The organism is Micromonospora sp. NBC_00362, assembly GCF_026342155.1.
Lineage (GTDB): Bacteria > Actinomycetota > Actinomycetes > Mycobacteriales > Micromonosporaceae > Micromonospora > Micromonospora hortensis.
This window is the reverse complement of sequence record NZ_JAPENH010000001.1, coordinates 6,098,917-6,118,867: the sequence shown is the minus strand read 5'-3', so window position 1 is coordinate 6,118,867 and position 19,951 is coordinate 6,098,917. Positions and strand designations below refer to the sequence as shown.

The following is a 19,951-nucleotide window of genomic DNA, read 5'->3' as shown; positions in this document are numbered from 1 at the left end:
GGTCACCCGCGTACCGGATGGGTCGCCTGGAAGGCGAGTCGACGGTCCGCGTCGGCGGCGATCCGGTCGAGGATGTCGTCCAGGTCGAGGAAGACCGACCAGCGCTCCCGGCCGGTGGCGTGGGCCAGCCGGTCCACGAGCAACTCTTCCAGGTCCGTGACCCGCTTTCCCTTCCACACCTTGTCGGCCACGCTGACCAGCAGGTCGTCGACGCCGACGCCGTCCTGGTGCCAGGACGCGTGGTCGCGCGCGAACCGGGCCGACGACTCGGCGACGCCGTGCTGGAGCAGCAGCTCGTAACCGGCGGGCTCGTGCGCGGAACCGGGCCCGGACAACTCCTCCGGGTGCCGGACCTTGCCGATGTCGTGGGTGGCGGCGCCGAAGAGCACCGCCTCGCTGTCGAACGGGAGTTGCGGGAACCGGTGCGCCATCGCGTCGGTGAGCTGCGCGGCCACGTCGTGCACGGCCCGCAGGTGCGCGGCTAGGCGCGGCGGCGCGTCCAGGGCCTCCAGTAGGGCGACGACCTGGTCGGGCAGGGGCCGTAGCGGCGGGTCCGCGGGTGCGGTGAGGGCTCGGCGCAACGGATCGGACGTCACCGCGGCAAGGGTACGACCACAGCGCACTCCCGGCCCCTCCCGCGGGACATCCAGAGCTGGTTGCGCTCGGCTACGCTCCCCCGCACCAGGGAAGGGGTCCATCGGTGCGAGATCGACTACGGCAGGTCGCGATGGTGCTGCTCGGCGCGGCGCTGTTCGGCACCGCCGGCCTGAGCCTCGGCTCCTGGTACGCCGGCCGCGGCACCGTGCCAGTCAACTTCGACCGGGTACAGAGCATGGCGGCGGAGTTGCTTCCCGGCACCGAGTCAGTCGGTTCGAGCGTCGGCCTCAACTACGTCCACGGTGCCCTGGGCCCCGACGACTTCGGCTCGGCGTACGCGGAATACCACTACGTCGACGCTATAGCTGACGAATGCAGGCACTCCGAATTGGTACGGCGCAACGCCACCGCACTGGGTTGGCAGGGCAACCATCGGGTCACTGGCACGCCATGCGATGGCTGGCGGGCCGAACGGGACGGGCTGACAGCCACGCTCACCCAGGTGGACCGCATGGCGGTCCTGAGGTTCGTGCCAACCGCGCCCGACGGCTACGTCACCGTCACCCTCATCGCCACCGTCCTGGGTGCCGCGGCCGGGGCGGCGCTGTTCTGGCTGGCGGGACGGCGACGTCCACCCGTACCCCGACTGGTGGGCACGCTGGTGACGATCGTTCTCCTCCCGGGCGTCGTCCTCACCTGGCAGGGCCTGTTGGCGAATGGATTGGCCGAACCGACGTGGCCGGTGTGGCCGGCCCTCGCTCCCGTGCTGGTGCCGCTGGTGCTCGTGCTGCTGCTGGCCGGGCTGATCTTCTACGTGGGTCGGCGGAAGCCGAGCCGGGTCTCCGGCCCCAGCACGACCCAACCCTGAACCGTCCGCCGTCCGCCGTCCGCCGTCCGCCGTCCGCCGTCCGCCGTCCGCCGTCCGCCTGGATACTGTCTAGTCATGCCGCTCAGTCCGGACGAGGTCGAGGTGTTCGAGCACTCCAGGGCCCGCCTGGAGGCGATCGCCTATCGCCTGCTGGGCTCGGCCAGCGACGCGGAGGACGCCGTCCAGGACACCTTCCTCCGCTGGCAGGGCGCCAACCGGGAGCACGTCGAGACGCCCGAGGCGTGGCTGACGAAGGTCCTCACCAACGTGTGCCTCAACCAGCTGACCTCGGCGCGGGCCAGGCGGGAGACCTATGTGGGCACGTGGCTGCCCGAGCCGGTCCTCGCCGGGGACCGGATGCTCGGCCCGCTCGACACCGCCGAGCAACGCGAGTCGGTCTCGATGGCGGTGCTCACCCTGCTGGAGCGCTTGTCGCCGAACGAACGCGCGGTGTACGTGCTGCGGGAGGCCTTCGGCTACTCGCACGGTGAGATCGCCGAGATCCTCGGCATGACCGAGTCGAACTGCCAGCAGACCTACCGGCGCGCCAAGCAGCACGTCGCCGCCGAACGGTCCCGCGCGGAGGTCGACCTGGCCACCGCCCGGAAGGTCGTCGCGGAGTTCCTCACGGCGGCCAACAACGGCGAGATTCAGCGGCTGGTGGAGTTGCTGACCGATGACGCGACGAGCACCGCCGACGGCGGCGGCAAGATCCCGGCCCGGTCCGCGCCCATCGTCGGCGCGCTGGCGGTGGCGAAGTTCCTGCGTGGCCTGTTCAAGCCCGCCGACGTCAAACGGGACCTGGTCGGTGGCAGCCCCGCCATGTACGTCACCACCGCCAACGGCGCTCCGGCCGTGGTGGTCGTGATCGACGATCGGGTCATCGGCGTGATGTCGGTGCAGGTGACGCCCGAGGGTGTCACGGCCATCCACAACCAGGTCAACCCCGACAAGCTCGTCCGCGCCACCCGGCAGTGGTCCGCCTCGGAGCACGAGGAGCCCACCCTCCGCGTCTGGTGATCCAGCTCATAGCCAACTCCTGTCAGGAATCGCGTCGCTGTCCGGTTCAGGAAGCGACCATCACCGAGACAGGAGTGCCACCATGAAGCACCGCATCGTCGTCCTCGGAGCGGGTTACGCCGGAGCCATGGCCGCCGGGCGCCTCGCCAAGCGGCTGCACCGGGACGACACCGAGATCACCCTCGTCAACGCCGACGCGGACTTCGTCGAGCGGGTCCGCATGCACCAACTCGCCACCGGACAGAACCTCACACCACGCCCACTGAGCAAGGTCTACGCCGGCACCGGCGTCAACCCTCGACGGGCGCGGGTCACCGCCGTCGACGTCGACCGCAGGACCGTCGCGCTCGCCGACGACAACGGCACCGACGAGATCGCGTACGACACGCTCGTCTACGCCCTCGGCAGCGTTGCCGCCGACCACGGCGTCCCCGGGGTCGCCGAGCACGCGTACGACATCGCCGGCAGGCCCTCGGCGCTGCGGTTGCGCGACCGCCTCGCCCACCTCGCGGCCGGCGGGACCGTGCTCGTCGTCGGCGGCGGCCTCACCGGCCTGGAAGCGGTCACCGAGATCGCGGAGACCCGGCCGGACCTCGATGTCGCGCTCGCCGCGCGCGGGGGTCTCGGCGACTGGCTCAACGGCAAGGCGCAGCAGCACCTGCGTGGCGTCTGCGACCGGCTCGGCATCACGGTGCACGAGCACACCGACATCGCGCGGGTCGAGGCGGCCGGTGCGGTCACCCGCGACGGTCGGGAGATTCCGGCCCAGGTGACGGTGTGGACGACCGGCTTCGCCGTGCACCCCATCGCCGCCGCCACGACCCTGACGGTCGCGGCGACCGGACAGATCATCGTCGACTCCAGCATGCGGTCGGTCTCGCACCCCGAGGTGTACGCGGTGGGCGACGCCGCGATCGCCGAAGGACCGGGCGGCAAGCCACTGCGGATGTCCTGCGCCTCGGGCATCCCGATGGCCTGGCAGGCCGCCGACGCCATCGCCGCACGCCTGACCGGTCGGGCGAAGTTCCCCAAGGCCCCGCTGCGCTACTTCAACCAGTGCATCAGCCTCGGCCGCCGCGACGGCATCATCCAGTACGTGACCGCCGACGACCGGGCCAGGCCGGCCCAGCTCACCGGGAAGCTGGCGGCCCGCTACAAGGAGTTCGTCTGCGCGGGCGCCGCCTGGAGCATCGCGCACCCGGTCCTGTACCCGGTCCGCCGTCACCGCGTCGTCCCGACCCGCTCGGAGATCCGTACGGCAGCGTCCTGACAGGTGGCTGAGGCACGACGCCCGGCTCCGGTGCTCCGGCAGTGAGCCAACCCAGGCGGGCGGCGGCGTCAGTGTCCTCGCGGGTTGACCGAGGGCGCGGTCCTCTGGAGATACCGCATCAACGACCGCCTGCCCAACTTCAACGCCGCGCTGGTGACCGCCTGATCGCGTTGATGGGAGAGTTCGGCAAACCGGGCTCGCACATCGGTCAGCGGTTGGTGTGGCGCCCAGATGGTCCGGAAGGCCCTGGCCTGGTCGGCCAGGGCCTGGTTGGCCGCAGCGGAGGTGAACGCCACTTCGCTGCGGTGGGCGGCCCCGGAACTGCTGGCCACCGAGGCGAGGCCGGCGGCCACCAGGGCCGCGATCGCGGCCGCCGTGCCCAACTCGGCGGAGGCCAGCCCGGCCGCCCCCGACGCGCCGGCGAGGACCGCCGACGAGACAGTGGTCAGGGTGCTCCAGCGTTGCCAGAACGCGGCTTGCCTCCGTTGGAGTGAAGCCCAGGAGTCGTGCCGCTGCTCGAGCAACTCGGCTTCAGCGATGAAGACGGCACGCTCCCGCTGCTCCCCATCCATGCATCACATCGTGTCAGAGGTCCGCACAGCCGCTTCCTGACCGGACATGTGCCAGCCCCTAGGCTGTCGCAATGGCGGCGGAACATGTGGTGATCGATCTCGACGAACACGGTCCTGAGCCGGCCCAACGGAGTGGCAGCATCCACGGGAACATCGCGAACAAACGGAAGATACTCCTTTCACTCGTCGCCGCCTTCGCGATCGGTGTGGTGCTCGGCGGCATCGGTGTCGGCGAGTTGCGCGACTCTCGGGCACAGCGCGAGCAGTCCACTGTGGTCTCGCTCGTGGCGCTACCTGAGTCGGGCTTCTCGGGAGGCTTCAACAGCAGGGGAACCGTCCTGTTGAACGGGCAGCTGACACTGATCAACACCGGCCCCGCGCCGATCACGATCCGCGCGGCCCAGGCAGAAAGGCCGGGCGTCCAGGTACGGAGTATGGGCCAGGCCCGGCAGGTTCGCCCGGGTGGCACCGGCCAGATCCCCGTCGAACTGCAATTGGAGTGCGCGACGGCGTTCGAGCTGGAGCCGTTGTCGGTGCGGTTCTCCGTCGAGACCGAGGACAAGCGGCTCAGAGAGGCGCGCTACCCCGTCGCTCTCGTCGGAAGCGCCTGGCAGGAGGACGCCCAGCGCCTGTGCGAGCCCCGACTCGACTCATAGCTGGGGCCACCCACCTTCCAGCGGCTCATCGAGGTGCGAGGACCCGCCGCGAGGCGACAGAAGTCCGGCCGTGTGGGTGTCGGGCGGGCCGGAGTCCCGCTGGGCGCCGGCCCGCCCGCATTCGCCCGAAGCCGATTACCAGCCGTGACCCCAACCGGCCTGAGCCGGCGCGGCCATCCAGGTGGCCGCAACGATGGCCCCGATGGCCGCTGCGTAGATAACACGACGGATTCGCATGATGTCTCCCTCTCCAGGGGTGTGTGTCGCCGCTTGAACAGGCGACAGCGCTGACCGAACGTTGAAGGCCCCCACATGTCGGCGAATTCATCACCCATGTCGTTCGCCGGCGTCCGGGTGATTGGACGTCAGCGTATTGCCGCCAGTTAGGTATCCACTACGGTCGGTGCTTGTTCCGAACAGCCACGCGCCCGTCCGGGCTGCTCACCGGCCTGTTCGGACCTGTTCGGGCACTCAGACCGGCTGCGTCTGCTCGACCAGGTGGACCAGCATCAGCGCCGTCCTCTTGTCGGGTTGCACGAAAGCGGTGCGGATCAGGTAGGTGCCACGAGCCAGGTCCACGGTGAGGTGGGTGGTGTGCTCCAGCCCGTCGCCGGTGTAGCCGGAGTCGAACAACTCGGCCGGCCCGCTGGTCGTCCACGTACCCGCGTCCTCCCAGCGGGCGATCCTGACCGCCCGGGGAACGAGGCGGACGACATCTGCCTCGGAGGCGGCGTAGAGCCACCGCACGAAGATCCGCCGGTCCGGGAGGTACGTGGTGGACGCCGGCTCGTCGGCCAGAACGAGCGCCTGGACGGCACCGACGTCAAGCACCCCCACGTAACCGTCGACCCGGCAGGCCCGGTCGTAGTCGCCCCAGGAGTCATCGTCGTCGTCTGACGCGCCCCTCCACTCGCCGAGCGCCGTCGTCGGCACGGCGACGAGCGGCCCGCCGCCCGAGTCGACCCACTGCAGCAGGCTGACCGGCCTGCGCGTACGAGCGAGGACCCCCGCCAGGTCGGTCATGTCGGTGACGATCGCGTCGGCGCCGGCGGCGGCGAGACGTTCGGCCTTGCCGGGTTTGTTGGCGTACCCGATGCAGGCGACACCGGCTGCTCGGGCGGCTTCCACGTCGGTGACCGAGTCACCGACCAGCACAGCGGCATCGGGTGCGACCTTCAGCTCTTGCAGGGCCCGCACAACGGGCATCGGGTTGGGCTTCAGCAGATCGGGGTGCTCACCCCGGCCGATGACGGCGGCGAAGTAGCGGGCCCGGTCGCGGCGTCCGAGATAGGCGTCGATGGCAGCGGCGGAGTTGTTGCTGACGATGGCGAGGGGGCGCCCGGTCGCCAGGCACGCCCCGACCACGTCGAAGGCTCCGATCGTGGTCTCCGCGGACGCCGCCGCCTCGACCTCCGCCGCCGCCAGGGCCGCACCGACGACGCCCACCAGCTCGGGCGCGAACACAGCTGTCGCGCGGAACAGCTCCAACGGGTCGTCCCCGTCGCGCAGCTCGTCGGGCAGGACGATGCCCCGGCCGACGATCAGCTGACGAAGGTCGGCGGCGATGCGCGGCGCGGCCTTGGAGCCGAACAGGCGGCAGATCGGACCGTCGAAGTCGACGAGGACGGCTTCGGCCCGCTCGGTGAGCCGGTCGAGCGGCCGTTCCGCCTCGCTTGTCACCATGCGCTCCCGCAGGCCGTCGCCATCAAGGCTGTCGATCCTAGAGGCCGACGCGGGCCGAGCCGTCCTCGGACGGCTCGGCCGCTGCGTCAGGGTGTCACCCGGGTGGCCGGGCTGTCGCCCGGCAGACCTCCCGCGTCACTGACCTTTTCCACCGGCGGCAGCGGGGTGGTCCCGAGGACGCCGCCGTCCCTGCCGTACGCGGTGAGAGTGGCCGCCTGGTCCGCTGGTACCCGGGTGGTGCCGGCGTTCGACGCGTCGAGGGCGACAGTGGCTGGCGGTGCGCCGCCGACCGTCACAGTGACCCGGGCCGCGTCCGGCGGGGCGATCACCCGCACCTCGCCCGTGGCGGGACGGGCGCCGTCCTCGGTCCGGACCCGCCAGCCGATCGGTCGCTTGTCGGCGCCCTCGGCCGGCAACAGCAGCCGCAGGTCGGTCCACCAGCCGGTCCGATCGTCGCCGTGCATGGCGTACGCGATCACCCCACCGCCGGCCGGCTGCACGGTGAGCAACGCGGCGGCCTGGCCGTGCTCGCGGCCCGACCACCGCACCCGCACCGTCGTGCCGGCGGCTGGAAGGTGGCTGTCCTGAAGTGCCGTCTGGACGAAGGTGCGGAGGTTGACGTCGTCGAGCGGCGTGCCGCGGGCGGGTTGGCGAGCGGCGATGAGCAGGGCGTCCATCTCCGGCCCGGTCGGGTCGAGCGCGGCGTACGGGCCGCCGCCCAGACCACCCTGGAAGAACACCCGATCGCCGCGGCTGACCCGGACAACGGGTTCGTGCGGCAGGGGTTCGGGCGGCAGCACCGCGAAACCGACTCCGACTCCGTCCGCCCTGGCAATGTCCTGGTACTCCACAGTCCCCCTGGGCGTGTACCGAGGGTCGCCACTGATCATCACTGTGGATTCGGGCGGACCGACCGCGACCGCGAACCCAGCCCGGTCGGGGTAGGCCCGCATCAACGTCAGCACCGGGTCGTCGTCACCCTCGCTGTGGCCGCCGTACCGCATCTGCTGGGCACCGGCCCCGGCCGGACCCACGTACCAGACCAGCGCTTCCCTGGTCAGCAGGCCGTACCGCAGCGGCACCGCTACCAGCGCGACCCGATGGCCCGCCTGGTCACTGCCGTAGATCAGACGGATCCGGTCGCGGTCGCCGATCTTCCAGGCACCCACCGGAGCGTCGATCCGCACCGGCGGGTCCGCGCTGATCCGCGTCCGGAGCGTGTCCAGCCAGGCCCGGTCCCCGGCGAGCGCGCCCCGCGGTGGCGCGTCGAGCAGCGCCGTCGGAGTGGCGGCGACAGCGATGCCCGGTGCCCATCCGGGCAGCGGAACCACGTTGGTCTGGACCCCGACGAGCGCGACCCCGACCGCGGCGGCCAACGCCGTGCGGATCAGCCGCGTCCGCTGGTGCCGTCGCTCCCGGCGGGCGAACCCGGGCCAGGGATCCTCGGGTACGTCGACGCCGTGCGCGGCCTGCCGCAGCGCGGGACCGAGCGTCGAATTGGCGAAGCTTCCCGTCATGCCAGTTCCTCCTCGAGCCGTACCGGGGACTGAGCGGCGGGTGGGGCGGCGAAGTCGCTCCGCAGCCGGGCCAACCCGCGCGACGCCTGGCTCTTCACCGCCCCGACGGAGCAGCCGAGAACCTTGGCGGTGTCCGCCTCGCTGAGATCCTCGAAGTAGCGCAGCACCAGCACCGCCTGCGTCCTGGGCGGTAATCGCCGCAACGCGGCGAGGAGTAGTTGGCGCTGCTCCACCTGCACGTACGCGTCATGCGTCGGCTGGCTGTCGGAGGTCAGCAGCGGCACCTCCAACGGCCGCCGCCGACGCCGCCAGGAGATCGCCGTGTTCACCATCGCCCGGCGTACGTAGACCTCGGGCGCGTCCCTGCGCAGCACCCGACCCCAGCGCCGATGGGTCTTCTCCAACGCCGACTGCGTCAGGTCCTCGGCTGTCCCCCGGTCACCGGTCAGCAGGTAGGCCGTTCGGAGCAGCGATCCCCACTGTCGTTGGACGAACAGCCGAAACTCTTCGTCGTCCTCGTGCCGACTCACGCCACCTCCAGGTCGCGTCCACCTCGCGTCTCAGTGCGGACGCAGAGTGAGACGCCACCTGTGGCCTCCGGGGTTGAGTGGAGGATCGCACGCTGCCGCCCGGCCGCAAGCTGACGAGCGGTCCCGCTCCGCACCGACCGGCGAGGTCGATGCGGAGCGGGACCATTGACGGTCTACCCGTGAGAACCCCATCAAAGGGCCGAGCACTTCCAGGTCTTCCCGCCATCCTTCGAGTCGCACCACACGAGGACCTTGCCGAGGACCGGAAAGGTGAAAGTGAAGAGGTGGCCTCTGTTCTTCGAGTACACGACGCCGGACTTCTCGGCGATGTCGGCCAGCGCCCAACCGGGGTCCGGCCCGGCCACTGTCGCCACCCGGCGCATCGACTCGATGTCCTTGCCGTCGAGGAGCGTCCTGATCTCGTCCGCCGAGGGCTCACGATCACCGATCAACGTGTCCACCGTGTCTGGGCCGTCGACGGCGACGCCCTTGGCCTTCTCGAAGGCAGCCTTCGTCCCACCGACCGTGGTGGCGCCGGCGAGGTCGAGGGTGAGGATCAGCTCGCCCGTCCGGCGCGACAGCAGGCACTGCCAGATGGTCTTGCCCGACGCGACGCACATGGTCAGGCACCACTCGGGGCCGCCGGGGTTGGACGAGGCGAAGAGCAGGGACGTCGCCGTCCCGCTGTCGCCGCTGCCGTCGTACGTCCCGTCGGCGAGGTCGGCCATTGTGGTGCCGAGGACGTCCCGGCTGCCCGGAATCGTGCCGACGACAGTGACCCCGTCGACCTCCCTACCGGCGGCGAGTGCTTCGAGTTGGTCGCCGGTGAGGTTCCGCCCGCCGGTGTCGACGGCCAGCACCTTGTCCAGGTCGCCGACGGGTCGGCCGGTGAGGTCCTCGAACTGTTGGAGCATGGTGCCCGGGGCACCGGGTTGGTCGGTGATCGTCGTGCGGGCCTCCCCCTCGGCGGCCTGCGACGGGGCGTACGAAGCGGTCAGCCCGACGATCAGGGCGGTCGTGACGATGGTGGCGCGCCTGGTGATGTCCCGCAGAGTTGTCATCCTGTCCTCATCTCGGTGATCGGTGTCGGCGGGGTGGGACGGGCTACCACTGACACGTGATCACGTCGCCAAAGTCGTTGGGGGAACCCGCGTCGCAGTGGTCGTCGATCCACTCACCGATCTCGCCGATCGTGTCCACGATCCAGGCGAACACCGCTTTGATCGCGCCCCAGATGCTGAAGTAGACGACTGTCGTCTCGGGTGTGCCGCCGGCCTCGTCGATGACGTCCTTCGTCGACATGGCGGCATGGGGCTTCTCGATGATGTCCAGCACCCGTACGCCGGTGTCGTCCTTGCCTGCCAGCAGCGCCGCGACCTGCTCCGGGGTCCGCTCCTTGCCGTCGTCGACGGCCACGATCGCGCGGTCGACCAACACCTCCCGGCTGCCGCTGACGGCCTGGGCGATGCCAGCGATCTCGCCCACCGTGAGGTCGTTGCCGAGGGCGGGGCCGGTGAACCGCCGGACCGAGACGGCACCGGATGGCTCGATCTGGATCTCGTCGGCCGTGATCATGTCGTCCGCTCCGAAGGGCGCCCAGGCGAACGTCCACTTCCCGGCGACGCAGCGGAACGGGGTGTGCTCCCGGCCCTCGGGTGCGGTCTCGGTGCGGAGGATCTTCCCGCGCTCGTCGACGTGCTGGACCACGCAGTCGGCGCCCTTCTGCGGCGGCTTCTCCGTCCGGGCCACTGCGGCGGAGGACATGGCCAGCACCGTCCCGCTGACCACCCCGATCACCGCGAGGCGGTGTGCCAAACGACTCATCGAACGCTCCATTCCTGGTGCGGAAGAAACTGGTGTCCGAAGAGTGGCGGGCTGCGCTGAAGCGGCCCGGAAACGGCGCTGAAAGCGGGGTACGTCAGTGCAGCCGTGTGGCGTCGAGCTGGTCGAGGTCGGCGCGGATCGAGTCGGCGTCGGCATCGCCGAGCTCGTCGAGGATGGTCAAGGCCCGGCGCCACGCGGCACGGGTGGCGGCGAGGTCGCCGAGCGCCCGGTGGCTGCCGCCAAGATTGACGTACGTGCTGGCTTCGGCGTACCGGTCGTTCACCTGCGTGAAGAGGTCCAGGGCGTGCTCGTAGCAGGCGATCGCTCGCCGATCGTCGCCGAGCTGGTGGTGGGCGTGGCCGAGGCTGTCCCAGGTGTCGGCCTGCCCCTGGACGTCGTCCACCTCCTGCAACATCCGCAGCGCCTCGCCGCACGATTCAAGCGCGTGCTGGTAGTTGCCGAGCAGCGCTTCCTGCCAACCGACAGCGTTGAGGGTGTACCCCTGACCGGCCCGGTTTCCGGTCCCCCGGAACAGGGCCAGCGCCCGCCGGGAGTGGCGCAGCGCCTGCTGGTGCTGCCCCTGCCGCTCGGCCAGTTGACCAAGGTTCAGGCAGGTGTGCGCCCGTCCGGCGTCGTCGCCGACGTCGGTGAACAGGTCGAGTGCGCGCCGCAGGTGGTCGTCGGCCTCGTCGTACCGTCGGAGTCGGGAGCAGGCGAGACCGAGGCTGCGGTGCGCGTGGCCCTGCCCCGCCTGGTCCCCGATGCGGGACGCGGCGGCCAGAGCGATCTGTTGCGTGCCGAGCCAGTCCTGCCAGTGCCCCTGCCGGTGCAGGAAGCCGGCCATGGCCCAGGCGAGCCGCCAGGCGTGTCCCTCGAACCCGGACCGCGCCGCGAGCGGCACCGCCGCGAGCAGGACGGGGACCTCGGTGGTGAACCACGCCGCGGCGGCCGACCGGCTCCTGGGGCGCTCCGGCGTCACGCCCGCGCCGGGCGGCGGCAGGCTGATCGTGCTGAAGTGCGGGTGCAGTGCCAGGTCGGCGGCGTGGGCGGTGTGCAGGCAGTGGTCGAGCAGTCGGTGGATGGCGGCCCGACGCTCGGCCGGCGGCTCGGCCTCGTCGGCGAGGCTGGCGGCGTACGCGCGCAGCAGGTCGTGGAACGCGTAGCGCCCGTACGTGTGCTCGGTGAAAAGATTCGCCCGGGTCAACTCGGTGAGCAGCGGGCCTGTCGCCCGACCGTCGACGCCGGCCAGGCTGGCCACGGCCGGGGCGGAGACGTCCGGGCCGGGATGCAGGCTCAGCAGCCGGAACAGCCGGGCCGCGGGTGGGCTCAGCGTCCGGCACGACCAGGAGAAGACCGCCCGTACGTCGGTGGCCTCGTCGCCTGCGCGGAAGGCGTCCAGGTCACCCAGTTCGCCGGCTACGGCGGCCAACGAGAAGTGCCTGTTGGTGGCGGCTCTGGCGGCCACGATGGCCAGGGCGATGGGCAGCCGCGCGCAACGGTCGGCGATGGTGTCGGCCGCGGCGGGTTCGGCGGCGACCTGACGCTCCCCGAGCCGGCGGACCAGCATGTCGCGGGCCTCGCCGGGGCTCAACAGGTCGAGGGGCACGGGGTGGGCGCTCTCGGTGACGACCAGCGGAATGAGCTGGTCGCGGCTGGTGACGATGGCGAGGCAGTCCGGTGAGCCGGGCAGCAGCGGCCGGACCTGTTCCGCGTCGCGGGCGTTGTCCAGCACCACCAGCAGTCGCTTGCCCGCCACAGTCGTGCGGTACAGGCTCGCCATCGCGTCCGGGTCGCCGGGCATCCGGGCCACCGGAACACCGAGCGCCTCCAGGAAGCCGTGCAGCGCACGCGCCGGTTCGGTCGGTGTGGCCGCCGGGTCGAAACCGCGCAGGTTGACGTACAGCTGCCCGTCGGGGAAGCGCTCCGCAGCGCGGTGCGCCCAGTGCACGGCGAGGGCGGTCTTGCCGACGCCGGCGGTCCCGGACACCACGACGGCGCCGCCCCGGCCGACCAGCGCGTCGAGGGCGGCCAGTTCCGCGTCGCGACCGGTGAACGTGGGTACGGGGGGAGGCAGTTGCGCCGCGACCCGCGTCGAGGCCGCCGCGGCCGGTGCGGCGATAGCGCTGTCCTGGCGCAGGATGGCGCACTCCAGGTCGCGTAGCCGCGGACCCGGATCGAGGCCGAGGTTCTCCCGCAGGTTGTCGCGCAGCCGCCGGTACGTGGCGACCGCCTCGCCCTGGCGGCCGTCGCGGTACAGGGCGAGCATCAGCTGCGCGTGCAGGTGCTCGTCGAAGGGGTGCTGTCGGACCAGCCGTTCCAACCCGGGTACGAGGCCGGCGTGCTCACCGACGGACAGCCGGGCCTCGGCGAGCGATCGTTCGGCCTCCAACCGTAGGCGTGCCAGGTGTTCGGCCTGCTCCTCAAGCCAGGCCGACCCGGCCACGTCGGCCAGCGGTGGACCTCGCCACAGTGCGACGGCGGCCGTCAGGTGCGTCACCTGCTCGTTGCGGTCCGTCGCGCGCCGGGCCAACTCGATGAGGCGCTCGGCGGCCTGGACATCAGTGGAGTCCGGCCCGGTGTCGAGCAGGTATCCGGGCTGACGCGCCACTATCGACCCGGGCTCGCCGAGCACCCCGCGTAGGTAGGAGACGTGGCGCTGCAACGTGTTCGCCGCCGTGGCCGGTAGCTGGTCGCCCCAGACCACGTCGATGAGCCGGTCGACACTGACGACACGCCCCGCGTGCAGCGCCAACGTGGCCAGAACCGCCTTGCGGCGCACGCCGTTCACCGCCTGCGGACTGCCGGCGACGACCACCTCCACCGGCCCGAGCAGCCTGACCCGCACGCCCGTACCAACCATCGACATCACCGAATCAAACTAACGTCCCCAGCCCAGCAAACTCGATCTATTCGTCGCGTAATGGACACGATCCACGGGGCACCAGGAACGGACTCCGGGAGCTACCGTCTAGCGCACTACTGCAGGGAGGTACGCCGGTGGGCCATCGGCTGCGGCGCGTCGCGATGGTGCTGCTCGGTGCGGTGTTGCTGGGTACGGTCGGCCTGAGCCTCGGTGCCTGGTACGGCGGTCGTGGTGTCACGCCGCCCAGCGGCGACCAGGCGCAAAGTCTGGCAGCGCAGTTGCTTCCCGGTGCGGCGCCGGGCGATTCGGGCCGGGTCGTGCATGGCTACCGGTGGGGCGTCCACCTCGCTGCCGACGACCTGGGCTCCGGCCGGGAGTCCTTCTGGTACCACGATGGTGACGACTGTGGGCTCTCCGAGCAGTTCCGGCGCAGCGCCGGGACGCAGGGGTGGCAGGGGCTCCGCCGCGTTCCTGGCTACCTGTGCGACGGCTGGCGGGCCGAGCGCGACGGGCTGACGGTAGCGCTCGAATACTCTGCGAGCGGGACAGAGCTGACCATCGCACCGGCCCCGCCCGGCACGTTCCTACCCAGCACGGTCGCTGGCACCCTCGCCGGCGCCGCAGCCGGCGCGGCGCTGTTCGGGTGGGTGGCACGGCGACGTCGACCCGTACGCCTGCTGGTCTGCACCCTGGTGACGGTTGGCCTCCTCCCGGGCGTCGCCCTCACCTGGACGGTCCTGGGCCGGGGCATCGTCGTCGAGCCGGTCTGGCCCGTCTGGCCCGCTCTCGCTCCCCTGCTGGTGCCCCTGTGGCTCGTCCTCCTCCTGGTCGGCGTGTATGCCTTCCCGAAACGCGAGACCGGGACCGACCTCAGCTCTCGGGTCACGGTGGTGGTGGTGAGTGTCGCGTGCGCCCTGGCCCCCGTGGCGATGGCCGCCGCGCTGCTCTTCCTGTTCCTTCGAGCGCAGCCCGACCGTCCGACGGCCGGCGACCCCGTCGTGCCGGTGTCGACAGTCGATGGCCGGAACGTCCAACCGTCCCCGTCCCCCCGATAGGTGAGCGCAGTGACCACACGTGACGGCAAGGTGATCGCCGACCAGACCATCTCCGCCGACGGGTACTCGGCCGGGCTGAACCAGACCGAGGAACGCCCGTTCGGCGACGACGGCGGTGACGGCTGGGGCCGTGGGCTGCACTCCTGGATGTTCGACGACGCCGAGGAGAACCAGGCCGAGCTCGACCTGAGCAACACCGCCTCAGCGGTCGTCATGGGCCGCAACATGTTCGGCCCCGTGCGCGGTGCATGGGATCGGCAGTGGAACGGCTGGTGGGGTGAGAACCCACCGTTCCACAAGCCGGTGTTCGTGCTCACCCACCACGCACGGGAGCCGCAGCCGATGGAGGGCGGCACCACTTTCCACTTCGTCACCGACGGGATCGAGTCGGCGCTCGCGCGGGCGCGCGCGGCCGCCGGGGGCGGCGACATCTTGATCCACGGCGGCGCGACCACCATCAACCAGTACCTCGCCGCCGGTCTGGTCGACGAGCTGCGGCTGCACATCGTGCCGATCACCCTCGGCGCCGGCGTGCGGCTGTTCGAGGGCGTCCCGCCGCTGAACCTCGAACAACTGGCGGCGCGGGCGGCGAGCACGGTCCTGCACGTCACCTACCGCGTGCTCTCCTGAACCGAACCGACGGAGGATGCGTTGTCTGCTATCGCCTCACTGACAGTGGTCCCCAGGGGCAGCATCACCGAGCTGGCCCGCGTGGCCCGCACGTCGCCGTCGTCGTTCCACACGTACCTGGCCGAGCACGGGAGCAAGGCGCGGCAGGAGTACGACTGGTCCGGCTACTGCATGCTCTACGTGCTGACCTATCTGGAGGAGCGCGGCATCGACCTTGACCAGTCGAAGCTCAATGCCGAGTCGGAGGCCATCAACAGCGCGTACGGCCTGACCACCCTCATCACTCCAGCACCAGGGTTACCGGATCAGCTCGACCCCGCCCAGCACCGCGAGGAGGAGTTGGTTGCCCACTTCGAGGAGATGGGGATTGACTTCGAGGAGAGCGGCGCGGCCGGTCTGGACACGCTGAGGCTGTTACGCGACAGCATTTCCGACCTTCGCGACGACCAGGTGTTGCTGATCAACATCGGCTGAAGCCGGCTCACCCAGCCAGCGTCACCACAGCGCGAATGGGTTGGCATGCCCTGGCCGTGGTGTGGCAAGGTGCTCGTCATGACTCAGCCCCGAAAGGTCCATGGCGCGTAGGTCACCTGGTGCGCTGCGCGCACTGTTGAAGTCGGCCGGGCGGAATGCGGGCAAGCTCCGCCCCATCGATGGTCTGTCGAACGGCGCGAACGCGGCGATCGCCAGGCTCGAAGGCACCCATCCGGGTTTCGTTCCGGTAGCGACAGCGCTGGCCGGCTACCGTCGTGCCATTCGACGCTCGGGACGGTGGCTGGATCTAGGGGATGACTGCTCCTGTCCGGGTTGCGATGTGTTGTACCAGCGAGACGTCCTGGGCGACGCGATGCGCCGACTGCCAACGGCCGCCTCCCGCGAGTTGCGGCGTGTCGTCGACCCGTTGGACGAGGAGTTTCTCCGGAAGACGCTGCCCGACCCGCGAGCTGCCGAGCTGAGCCCGTGGCACGCGCAGGCATGGTGGCCGGCAACGGATGAGGGATCGGTGACGGCAGCAGGGACTGGTACGGCAGCCGCAAGCCGGTTTGGTTCATGAGACGGCGGGAACCCGCGGCACCGGAAGGCTCGTGGATGACCACCGTGGGCAGCCCCGCCCGCGGTGCGTGACCGGGTGCTCTCACAGTGGGGGAGGCTCATGCGCTGGTTCCGCGCGGCTCGCGGCGCCTCCACGACGGGCGCGCCCAGATCCAGCAACCCGATCGGTGCGGAGCGAGATCCGAAGCGGGCAGTCACCTTCAGCGACGCGGTCATCGCCATCGCCGTCACCCTGCTCGTCCTGGAGATCCAGCCGCCGGAGGACACCGAGCACCTGCTCCGCGGCCTCATCGAACTGTGGCCCTCATACGTGGCGTACGCCATTACCTTCCTGCTGATCGGGCAGATGTGGGTGAACCACCACGTCATGTTCGACCACATCCGCTCGGCCGACCGCATGCTGCTCCTGCTCAACACCCTGCTGCTGATGGTGATCGCGTTCCTGCCGTTCGCCTCGTCCCTCCTTGCCCACGCGTTCGAGTCCGGCCACGGCAAGCGCACCGCACTCATCTTCTACGGGGCCACCTACGTGGTGGCCGCCATCCTCTTCAACGTGATCTGGGAGTACGCCAGGCACGGCCGTCGCCTGCTGACCTCCACCACCGACAACGACACCGCCCGGGCGATCAGCAGACGCTTCCGCCCCGCGCCGTTCTGGATCGTCGTCGGGACAGCTCTCGGCGCCCTTCATCCGGTAGTGGGCCTCGTAGTGGTCATCGCGTTCATCCCCTTCTACTGGCTGCCGATCAAAGGCGAGGTCGGCAGCATTCAGCGCACCCGCGCGCAGAGTCAGGGCGACTCGTAGCCCGACCTTCTCTTTCCTGACCGGTTCGGACACCGTGGACCCGTGAGTGAGTACACCGCCGGATCCCTCCTGACCTCCTACCGCATGGTCCACGCCGCAGCCGCCGCCGTGAGCACCCACACCAGGATCGAGACCTGGCACGCGGGCCACGCCCGGCATCAGGACCTCGCCGGCCTACGCCCCGCCGGCCCAGTCCACGATTTCGACGCACCAGGTGGCACCGGCACCAGACTGACCTACCACCTCGACCCGTCCTACTTCACGCCGTCCACGCTCAACGCCCCCACCTTCGACCTCCACGCCGAAGGCTGCTGCGACCTCCCTGGCCGGTTCCGTCTCCGCGACAGCCGTCCAACCAGATCCTGACCGGGGTGTGGTGGACATCGACCGTTGTAGGGTGCGCGACGTGGGATACACGGTGATGCCCTCAGGCCGTCTGAACCTCCCGGAGTCGGAGGACGCCGCCGCGGTCGCCGCCGTCCTGGCCGCCCTGGCAGGACGAGGTGGTTGGTACCGGCCGGGTGAGTTTCCGTCGGATGGCACCTTGGTCGACCTGGGGGATCCGGCCAGGGCCACGATCGTCCGCGACGGAGACTGGATCGAGTTCGGGTACGACGACGAGGGCGACCCCAAGTGGTCGAACCAGACAACGGCCTTCTACGTCGCGATCGCGCCGTTCGTTCGCTCCGGAACCGTCCAGATCGAGGGCGAGGACGGCGCCCGCTGGTCGTACACCTACGCGGACGGGCAGGTCACCCAACAGGGTTGGAACGGTTGGGATGGGTCCATCGAGCCGTTCGGCGAGTATGTGGACCACCCGTAAGCGCTGTCACTCACCGGCCGCCAGGACGTCGGAGAGCGGGTCGGCGAGAGTGGTCTTGCCGGCGGCGGGCGGCCCGTCGACGGCGACCCGCGTCGAGTGGGCGACCGTGACGGAGCCAACCGCCTCAGCCAAGCGCCCGAGCAGCTCGTCGCGGGTGCCTCGAACCATGTCCTGCCCCTCCATCACGTCACCGCCGCCTGTCGGGCCGGATTTGCACCCCCATCGAAGTCGGTCACATCACGTAGGGTCTTCGAATGGTCGCACGGGTCCTGGCGCACCTCCGCCCGCCTCTTATCGTCTGCGGACAACTGGTTGCCCTGGTGTTGCTCGTCCTGGACGCGCGCCGTGAATGGGGTGCGTACGGGCTTGTCATGCTCCTCCTGTTGCTTGGCGCGCTTGCCGCGATACCTGCGGCGTTGGTCGACTGGCCAGGGTTCCGGCTGATCAGCCTGATCGCGCAGACCATCGGAGCCGGCGTCGTCGCGTTGGCTCTCCATGACTCGGCCGACAAGCGGGCTCTCTGGGTGTACGCGCTGTCCGCCCTGGCGGCGGTGATCTCGCCGACCAGCCGGCCAGGGCTCGGCCGGACGACGGTGATCGGCGTGGGGACGGCACTGGTGCTCACCATCGGCGTGTCGGCTCCAGCACTGGCCTGGGGTGGCAGTCAGCCCGAGGCGGTGGTGTGCGTGCGGGAGGGGCAGTCCGCTGAGGAGTTGGTGCGCGAGAACCACCGCTTCGACCCGAACCACGTGGTTGCGGGCTTCGGCTCAGAAGGGCCGCAAGCGCCCTGCATGGAGGTGCTGTTCGATCCCGGCGCCACCGCTGACGACGCCGCCGACGTCGCCCGCAACTACTCCGCAGACCCGAGGGTCTCGTCCGTCAGCCGGACACGCTGACACTCAGCGCACCGGTGCGCCAGTTCGCGGGTGCCAGGAACCATGCCACCGTCCTGCCAGGTCAGGGGCGGCCGGCTTTCGTCTTGATCGTGTCGACGAACGCGTCCCATGCTGCGGGTGCAAACCTCAGCGTCCCGACATCGAGGGCCTTGGAATCGCGAACGCAGCAGTCATGCTCTGGCACAGAGGGTAGGTCGTAGCCGTGCCCCAGAGGAACGCTGTGCCGCTGCGTCGCACCCGGGCCTACTGGCTCCTTGTGTGGGCCTTTCGCTGCCATCCGGTCGCCCTGGTGTTGGGCGGACTGACAGCGGCATCGACTCTCGTTGAGGTTCCGGTCTTGACAATGGCACTCACCGCACTCATGGCAGCCTTCCTGCTTCCCGCCGTGGTCCTCGGGCTCACCGGAACGATGATGTTGTACGCCGGCGGATTGATGCCACGTGACCTGGCTGGTCGGCAGGCAATGACGGGCATGCTGTGGCGAGACGTGGTGAGACCCCTGAAGCGGCCCTGATCGCTGCCCGCGTCGATCAGTAGAGCCACCGGTCGAGCACTCCGGGCCAGAAGTGGGTCGTATGGTCGCCGTCCCCGAACGCGGGCGGGTCAAGGGCCTTGATCCGCTCCAACAGGTCGGCGAGCTCCGCGAGTGCTTCTTCTTCGGCCTGTCCGTCTTCGTCCCAGCGGTCGATGACGGTCGAGCCGGTCAGCCAGCTACCAACCAGGTGCAGCGAACACAGCCAGTGGGTGATCGTCGAGTTGACGAACCCGGTGCTGCCGTCCGGCGACCAGATCTGCACCTCACCGGTCCCCGGCGCGGCACCGTACACCCAGTCCAGGTCATCGGCATTCGCCAACCGGTACATCGTCGGCTCTGCGTGGAACGACACCGCACTCACGAGGTCATCGATCAGCGGTACGCCAGAGGAGACCAGCGCGGCCTTCTGCGGCTCGGGAAGCCGCCACGTCGCCACGTCCAGCTCGGTAGCACGCACCACCCGCCCAGGACCGGCCCAGGCCGTGACCGCCTCGAACGCGGGAGGCAACGGAAGATCATCAATGGGCACGCCAATGAGGGTAGTCCGGCCACGGTTCCAAGCCAGTGTTCGTTGTAGTGGCCAGGCATCCGATCATTGACAGATTCGTGCGTCCACGCCCGAGGGCCTGCTGCTCTAGTTCGATGGAGCCTGTCGCACTTCAACTGGCGGAGATCTGTCGCGCATCTCTTGTTGGACGACAGCGGGTTCCGTCAAGACTTGCGAGATCTCGATGGCCCTCGCTAGGAACCGCGG

Annotated in this window: 21 protein-coding genes and 1 pseudogene; 11 read left to right on the top strand and 11 right to left on the bottom strand. The window is 70.2% G+C overall.

Annotation, left to right across the window (positions count from 1 at the left end; genetic code table 11):
- Positions 1–2: 2 nt before the first annotated feature.
- Complete coding sequence (locus OG992_RS28305; protein ID WP_266304745.1) at positions 3–596, bottom strand: HD domain-containing protein; 594 nt, start codon at positions 594–596, stop codon at positions 3–5.
- Between the two features lie 104 nt (positions 597–700).
- Here OG992_RS28305 and OG992_RS28300 point away from each other — a divergent pair, with 104 nt between their 5' ends.
- The 3 genes from OG992_RS28300 to OG992_RS28290 all read left to right on the top strand — a co-directional run bounded on the left by OG992_RS28300 (position 701) and on the right by OG992_RS28290 (position 3,755).
- Complete coding sequence (locus tag OG992_RS28300) at positions 701–1,465, top strand: hypothetical protein (protein WP_266304744.1); 765 nt, start codon at positions 701–703, stop codon at positions 1,463–1,465.
- A 75-nt stretch (positions 1,466–1,540) separates the two neighbouring features.
- Positions 1,541–2,485 (top strand): RNA polymerase sigma-70 factor, encoded by a 945-nt coding sequence (locus OG992_RS28295; RefSeq protein ID WP_238686933.1) that lies wholly within the window; start codon positions 1,541–1,543, stop codon positions 2,483–2,485.
- Positions 2,486–2,567: 82 nt separating this feature from the next.
- Positions 2,568–3,755: an NAD(P)/FAD-dependent oxidoreductase gene (locus tag OG992_RS28290; protein WP_266304743.1), complete on the top strand. Its 1,188-nt coding sequence runs from the start codon at positions 2,568–2,570 to the stop codon at positions 3,753–3,755.
- Between the two features lie 68 nt (positions 3,756–3,823).
- Here the strand turns inward: OG992_RS28290 and OG992_RS28285 are convergent, their stop codons facing one another.
- Positions 3,824–4,327 carry a hypothetical protein gene (locus OG992_RS28285; RefSeq protein WP_238686931.1) on the bottom strand — a complete coding sequence of 168 codons (504 nt, stop codon included), beginning with the start codon at positions 4,325–4,327 and terminating at the stop codon, positions 3,824–3,826.
- Between the two features lie 71 nt (positions 4,328–4,398).
- Between OG992_RS28285 and OG992_RS28280 the strand changes: the two genes are divergently transcribed.
- The gene (locus OG992_RS28280; protein WP_266304742.1) at positions 4,399–4,983 is read left to right on the top strand and encodes a hypothetical protein; all 585 of its coding nucleotides are present in this window, start codon (positions 4,399–4,401) and stop codon (positions 4,981–4,983) included.
- A 471-nt stretch (positions 4,984–5,454) separates the two neighbouring features.
- On the opposite strand, the gene OG992_RS28275 is transcribed toward OG992_RS28280, so the two are convergent.
- From OG992_RS28275 to OG992_RS28250, 6 genes are all read right to left on the bottom strand, one after another.
- Entirely contained in the window at positions 5,455–6,663 is a 1,209-nt protein-coding gene (locus OG992_RS28275) for an Imm21 family immunity protein (RefSeq protein ID WP_266304741.1), read from the bottom strand.
- 89 nt (positions 6,664–6,752) lie between these two features.
- A complete protein-coding gene (locus tag OG992_RS28270; RefSeq protein WP_266304740.1) occupies positions 6,753–8,183 on the bottom strand; it encodes a hypothetical protein in 1,431 nt (476 codons plus the stop codon).
- Complete coding sequence (locus OG992_RS28265) at positions 8,180–8,713, bottom strand: SigE family RNA polymerase sigma factor (protein WP_266304739.1); 534 nt, start codon at positions 8,711–8,713, stop codon at positions 8,180–8,182. The genes OG992_RS28270 and OG992_RS28265 overlap by 4 nt, the downstream gene beginning before the upstream one ends.
- Before the next feature lie 191 nt (positions 8,714–8,904).
- Positions 8,905–9,774 carry a hypothetical protein gene (locus OG992_RS28260; protein WP_266304738.1) on the bottom strand — a complete coding sequence of 290 codons (870 nt, stop codon included), beginning with the start codon at positions 9,772–9,774 and terminating at the stop codon, positions 8,905–8,907.
- A 43-nt stretch (positions 9,775–9,817) separates the two neighbouring features.
- Positions 9,818–10,537 (bottom strand): hypothetical protein, encoded by a 720-nt coding sequence (locus OG992_RS28255; RefSeq protein ID WP_266304737.1) that lies wholly within the window; start codon positions 10,535–10,537, stop codon positions 9,818–9,820.
- A gap of 94 nt (positions 10,538–10,631) precedes the next feature.
- Positions 10,632–13,403 (bottom strand): BTAD domain-containing putative transcriptional regulator, encoded by a 2,772-nt coding sequence (locus OG992_RS28250; protein WP_266304736.1) that lies wholly within the window; start codon positions 13,401–13,403, stop codon positions 10,632–10,634.
- Between the two features lie 131 nt (positions 13,404–13,534).
- On the opposite strand from OG992_RS28250, the gene OG992_RS28245 reads away from it, so the two are divergent.
- The 6 genes from OG992_RS28245 (at position 13,535) to OG992_RS28220 (ending at position 17,766) form a co-directional block, all read left to right on the top strand.
- On the top strand, positions 13,535–14,455 hold the full coding sequence (locus OG992_RS28245; protein ID WP_266304735.1) for a hypothetical protein: 921 nt from the start codon (positions 13,535–13,537) through the stop codon (positions 14,453–14,455).
- Positions 14,456–14,464: 9 nt separating this feature from the next.
- The gene (locus OG992_RS28240) at positions 14,465–15,085 is read left to right on the top strand and encodes a dihydrofolate reductase family protein (RefSeq protein WP_266304734.1); all 621 of its coding nucleotides are present in this window, start codon (positions 14,465–14,467) and stop codon (positions 15,083–15,085) included.
- A 21-nt stretch (positions 15,086–15,106) separates the two neighbouring features.
- Complete coding sequence (locus tag OG992_RS28235) at positions 15,107–15,559, top strand: hypothetical protein (protein ID WP_266304733.1); 453 nt, start codon at positions 15,107–15,109, stop codon at positions 15,557–15,559.
- A gap of 679 nt (positions 15,560–16,238) precedes the next feature.
- Positions 16,239–16,943 carry a TMEM175 family protein gene (locus OG992_RS28230; RefSeq protein WP_266304732.1) on the top strand — a complete coding sequence of 235 codons (705 nt, stop codon included), beginning with the start codon at positions 16,239–16,241 and terminating at the stop codon, positions 16,941–16,943.
- Between the two features lie 42 nt (positions 16,944–16,985).
- Positions 16,986–17,309 (top strand): hypothetical protein, encoded by a 324-nt coding sequence (locus OG992_RS28225; protein ID WP_266304731.1) that lies wholly within the window; start codon positions 16,986–16,988, stop codon positions 17,307–17,309.
- A 40-nt stretch (positions 17,310–17,349) separates the two neighbouring features.
- The gene (locus tag OG992_RS28220; protein WP_266304730.1) at positions 17,350–17,766 is read left to right on the top strand and encodes a hypothetical protein; all 417 of its coding nucleotides are present in this window, start codon (positions 17,350–17,352) and stop codon (positions 17,764–17,766) included.
- 21 nt (positions 17,767–17,787) lie between these two features.
- On the opposite strand, the pseudogene OG992_RS28215 reads toward OG992_RS28220, so the two are convergent.
- A pseudogene (locus tag OG992_RS28215) lies at positions 17,788–17,934 on the bottom strand (uridylate kinase); the annotation flags it as partial.
- Positions 17,935–18,020: 86 nt separating this feature from the next.
- On the opposite strand from OG992_RS28215, the gene OG992_RS28210 reads away from it, so the two are divergent.
- On the top strand, positions 18,021–18,662 hold the full coding sequence (locus tag OG992_RS28210) for a hypothetical protein (RefSeq protein ID WP_238686917.1): 642 nt from the start codon (positions 18,021–18,023) through the stop codon (positions 18,660–18,662).
- 61 nt (positions 18,663–18,723) lie between these two features.
- On the opposite strand, the gene OG992_RS33925 is transcribed toward OG992_RS28210, so the two are convergent.
- On the bottom strand, positions 18,724–18,939 hold the full coding sequence (locus OG992_RS33925) for a DUF397 domain-containing protein (RefSeq protein WP_353962157.1): 216 nt from the start codon (positions 18,937–18,939) through the stop codon (positions 18,724–18,726).
- A gap of 253 nt (positions 18,940–19,192) precedes the next feature.
- Positions 19,193–19,726 carry an SUKH-4 family immunity protein gene (locus tag OG992_RS28205; protein WP_266304729.1) on the bottom strand — a complete coding sequence of 178 codons (534 nt, stop codon included), beginning with the start codon at positions 19,724–19,726 and terminating at the stop codon, positions 19,193–19,195.
- Positions 19,727–19,951 lie beyond the last annotated feature (225 nt).

Bases quoted from the DNA above. Each gene is read 5' to 3' on its own strand.
- OG992_RS28295 (WP_238686933.1), top strand. From the start codon at position 1,541: ATGCCGCTCAGTCCGGACGAGGTCGAGGTGTTCGAGCACTCCAGGGCC.
- OG992_RS28290 (WP_266304743.1), top strand. From the start codon at position 2,568: ATGAAGCACCGCATCGTCGTCCTCGGAGCGGGTTACGCCGGAGCCATG.
- OG992_RS28285 (WP_238686931.1), bottom strand. From the start codon at position 4,327: ATGGATGGGGAGCAGCGGGAGCGTGCCGTCTTCATCGCTGAAGCCGAG.
- OG992_RS28280 (WP_266304742.1), top strand. From the start codon at position 4,399: ATGGCGGCGGAACATGTGGTGATCGATCTCGACGAACACGGTCCTGAG.
- OG992_RS28270 (WP_266304740.1), bottom strand. From the start codon at position 8,183: ATGACGGGAAGCTTCGCCAATTCGACGCTCGGTCCCGCGCTGCGGCAG.
- OG992_RS28260 (WP_266304738.1), bottom strand. From the start codon at position 9,774: ATGACAACTCTGCGGGACATCACCAGGCGCGCCACCATCGTCACGACC.
- OG992_RS28255 (WP_266304737.1), bottom strand. From the start codon at position 10,537: ATGAGTCGTTTGGCACACCGCCTCGCGGTGATCGGGGTGGTCAGCGGG.
- OG992_RS28250 (WP_266304736.1), bottom strand. From the start codon at position 13,403: ATGTCGATGGTTGGTACGGGCGTGCGGGTCAGGCTGCTCGGGCCGGTG.
- OG992_RS28230 (WP_266304732.1), top strand. From the start codon at position 16,239: ATGCGCTGGTTCCGCGCGGCTCGCGGCGCCTCCACGACGGGCGCGCCC.
- OG992_RS28210 (WP_238686917.1), top strand. From the start codon at position 18,021: ATGGTCGCACGGGTCCTGGCGCACCTCCGCCCGCCTCTTATCGTCTGC.
- OG992_RS33925 (WP_353962157.1), bottom strand. From the start codon at position 18,939: ATGGCAGCGAAAGGCCCACACAAGGAGCCAGTAGGCCCGGGTGCGACG.